At 75.3% G+C, this 3,850-nt stretch carries 1 protein-coding gene; it reads left to right on the top strand.

Annotated features, from left to right (window positions below):
- Positions 1–3,271 (top strand): S8 family serine peptidase (locus AB0J52_RS31450; RefSeq protein WP_500186398.1); only part of this gene is annotated, 3,271 nt, incomplete at its 5' end.
- Positions 3,272–3,850: the final 579 nt, after the last annotated feature.

The raw sequence follows: 3,850 nt of genomic DNA, 5'->3' as shown, positions 1-3,850 counted from the left end.
GACGGCCGCGCGGTCCGCCCCGGCGGGCGCGGCGAAGAGGCGCGACCTGCCGAGCATCGGCGGCGCTGCGCTGCAGATCGGCAAGGGCCGGGCCACGGCGTTCTGGGCCTCGGTCGCCCCGGCGGCGAAGGGCGTCGCGCCGCGCGCGCTGTCCGGCGGGCTCGGCGAGATCTGGCTGGACGGCAAGGTCAAGGCGTCCGACGAGGTCAGCAACCCGCAGATCGGCGCGCCCGAGGTCTGGCGCGAGGGCCGGAAGGGCGGGGGCGCGACGGTCGCCGTCCTCGACACCGGCCTCGACGTCACGCACCCGGACATGGCCGGACGCGTCGCCGAGGGCAGCACCTCGTTCGTCCCCGGCCAGGACATCACCGACAGGGTCGGGCACGGCACGCACGTGGCGTCCACGATCGCCGGGACGGGCGCCGCCTCGGACGGCAGGCGGTCCGGCGTCGCGCCCGAGGCCAAGGTCGTGATGGGCAAGGTGCTCGGCGACGACGGGTACGGCCAGGACTCGTGGATCATCGCGGGCATGGAGTGGGCCGCGTCCAAGGCCCGCGTGGTCAGCATGAGCCTCGGCGACCCGAGCGTCACCGTCGCGGGCGACCCGATGGCGCAGGCCGTGGACCGGCTCAGCGCGCAGACCGGCTCGCTGTTCGTCATCGCCGCGGGCAACACCGGCGGCGAGGGCACGGTCAGCAGCCCCGGCACCGCCGACTCGGCGCTGACCGTCGGGGCCGTGGACGCGGAGGACCGGCGCGCCTACTTCTCCAGCATGGGCCCGCGCGGCGGCGACTCCGGCATGAAGCCGGACATCGCGGCGCCGGGCGTGGACATCGCCGCCGCGCGCTCCAAGGACTCGCCCGGAAGCGGTTCCTACGTGCAGATGAGCGGCACGTCGATGGCGACGCCGCACGTCGCGGGCGCGGCCGCGATCCTCGCCCAGCAGCACCCGGACTGGAAGGCCCCGCAGCTCAAGGCGGCGCTCATGTCCACCTCCACCGAGCTGACGGGCACCTCCGCCTACGAGCTCGGCTCCGGACGGCTCTGGCTGCCCGGCGCGGTCGGCGACCTGTCCGCGACCGGCTCCCAGTTCTTCGGCTACCACAAGTGGCCGCACTCCTCCGCGGACCCGGTCACCCGGACCGTCACCTTCACCAACTCCGGCGACTCCGCCCGCGACCTCCGGCTGAGCGCCCACGCGACCGGCCCGGACGCCAAGGACGCGACCGGCCTGTTCAAGCTGTCGGCGACGCGGGTCACCGTCCCCGCGCACGGCAGCGCCGACGTGGACGTGACCGCCGACGCCGACGACGCGTCCGGCACCGGGAACTTCACCGGCCAGGTGGACGCCGCCGACCAGGACGGGAAGGTCGTGGCGCACACGGCCCTCGGCCTGGTCAAGGAGAACGAGCGCTACGACCTGGACATCCGGCTGGCCGGGCGGGACGGCAAGCCGGTCGGCGGCGACCTGGCGCTGTACCGGTACGGCGACCAGTTCGTCGAGACGGTCACCGCCGACCCGGCGACGGGCGCGGTGCCGCGGTTGCGGCTCGCCGCGGGCGTCTACTCGGTGAGTGGGACCGTCGCGGTCGCGGGCGACCACGGACCCGGCTCGACGGGCGTCGCGTTCCTCAGCGCCCCGCACCTGAACCTGACCAAGGACACCGCGCTCACGCTGGACGCGCGCAAGGCGGCGCGGCTGACCGTCCGGACGCCGAAGCGGTCCGTCCCGGACTACCGGCGGATCGGGTCGTTCCACGACTCGGGCATCGGCGGCCAGTTCGCCGCGTTCTCCACCACCTACACCGTCCCGAACTCCGTGGACGACGTGTACGCGCTGCCCACCGGCAAGGTCGCGGGCGGCAAGTACGACTTCGCGGTCCGCTACCGGATGACATCGCCCTACCTGGGGATCTCCGGGACCGCCGGGATCGGCGGGCTCGACCCGCTGTACTTCCAGGGCTCGGTGCGGCTCGACGGCAGGGTGGACCTGCCGGTCGTGTCGGCCGGGAAGGGCAGTGCGGACGAGTACGAGGGCGTCCGGGCGAAGGGCGCGGCCGTCGTGATCACCCGCAGTGACGCGGTCGGCCCGGACGAGGCGGTGGCCGCCGCGCGGGCGCACGGGGCCGCCTTCCTGCTGGTCGCGAACGACCGTCCGGGACGGTTCACGAACTACCTCGGGTCCGAGCTGCCCGTCGCGTCGGTGACGCAGGCCGAGGGCGCCCGGCTGCTCGCCGGGGCGCGGAAGGGCGGCCGGCTCGTCGGGTCGGCCGTGGAGTTCGCGCCGTACAGGTACGACCTGAGCAGGTCGTACCCCGGCGGCATCCCGTCCGGGCTGGGCTGGAACGTCCGCGAGGGCTCCCTGGCCCGGGTCGACGAGCGGTTCGTGGGCGACCCGAAGGCCGTCGCGTTCGAGTCGCGCGGCGACTGCCGCGACTACCAGTGGCCGCCGTGCCAGGGCCCGTTCGACCCGCAGGGCCTCGGCCGCGCCCGGGTGAGCTACGTGTCCACCGAGGCGGGCAACACCTGGTACGCCGACGTGCAGACCGCCGAGGGCTGGGGGCAGCGCTACGAGAACCGGGCCTACGCCCCGGGGACGTCCAGGCTGGACTGGTTCGAGCCGGTCACCCGCCCGCGCCTCGGCCAGGGCTACTGGGGGCCGTTCCGGTCCGGCGACTTCTTCCAGGTGAACGTCCCGACCGACGGCGGCACGCGGACGACCGGCGCGGACGACCGCTCGCAGATCGCGTCCCGGCTGTTCCAGAACGGCACGCTGGTCGCCACGTCCCCCTCGCAGGCGATCCAGAAGCCCGTCCCGCACGTGGAGGGCCCGGCGAAGTACCGCTTCGAGCAGGACACGACCAACACGTCGCGGCGGCTCTCGACCACCACGCGCAACTCGTGGGAGTTCACGTCGGCGGGCACCGACGCCGACGCGCTCCTGCCGCTGCTGCAGCTCGGCTACACCGTCGGCACCGACCTCGGCGGGAACGCCAAGGCGGGCACGCGCGGCGCCGTCGGCCTCACCACCTGGCAGCAGCCGGGCGCGGCCGGCGCGGGCGCGAAGGCGACGGCCGCCACCCTCCAGGTGTCCTTCGACGACGGCAGGACCTGGCAGCGGGTGAAGCTCTCCCGCGCCGGTTCCGGCTGGTCCGGGACGGTCTCCTACCCGAAGACCCCGGGCGCGTTCGTGTCGATCCGCGCGACCGCCGCGGACGACGCGGGCAACACGGTCGAGCAGGAGGTGATCCGGGCGTTCGGCCTGAACTGACCCGCTGATCCCGTCGGGCGGCCGTCCATGGACCCGTCTGCCTGAACCGCGCGTCAAGCCCGGTCGGACTTTCCCCAAGGTCCGGCCGGGCTTCGCCGTGTCGGCGGGCGGCCGCCGCGGGCGCCGGGCAGAATGGCCCAGCGCCATGTTTGCGCTCACGCTTAACTGTTGGCAGGCTGGACGGCACGGGAGGAAGGGACGGCGGACCCGCCTCCCGCACCCGCGAGCGGCCGCCTTCACGACGAGGAAGCCACGTGAACGGATCGAGCCCGCCCGGCCCGCCCGGCCGTCCGGCGCCTGCCGCCCGGCCCGGCCGTCCGGGCCCCGCCGCGCGGACCGGCCGCCCGGACCCCGCCGCGCGGACCGGCCGTCCGGCCAGTACGGGCCGGCCCCGGCCGGCGGGCCCATGCTGACCGGGCTCGGCGCGGGCGCGCTGCTGGCCGGGGTGACGCTCGTCGGCGCGCTCGTGGACGGCTTCGGCGGCGGCGGTCCCGGGCTGGTGCTCGGCGTGTGCCTGGTCGCCGGGTCGCTGCTGGCCGCGGCGCTGGTCGTCCGGGAGCGCGTCCGGATCGTCCTGCC

Source organism: Spirillospora sp. NPDC049652, from assembly GCF_040675125.1.
Lineage (GTDB): Bacteria > Actinomycetota > Actinomycetes > Streptosporangiales > Streptosporangiaceae > Spirillospora.
The sequence above is the reverse complement of the archived record's forward strand: the minus strand, read 5'-3'. Positions and strand labels throughout refer to the sequence as shown.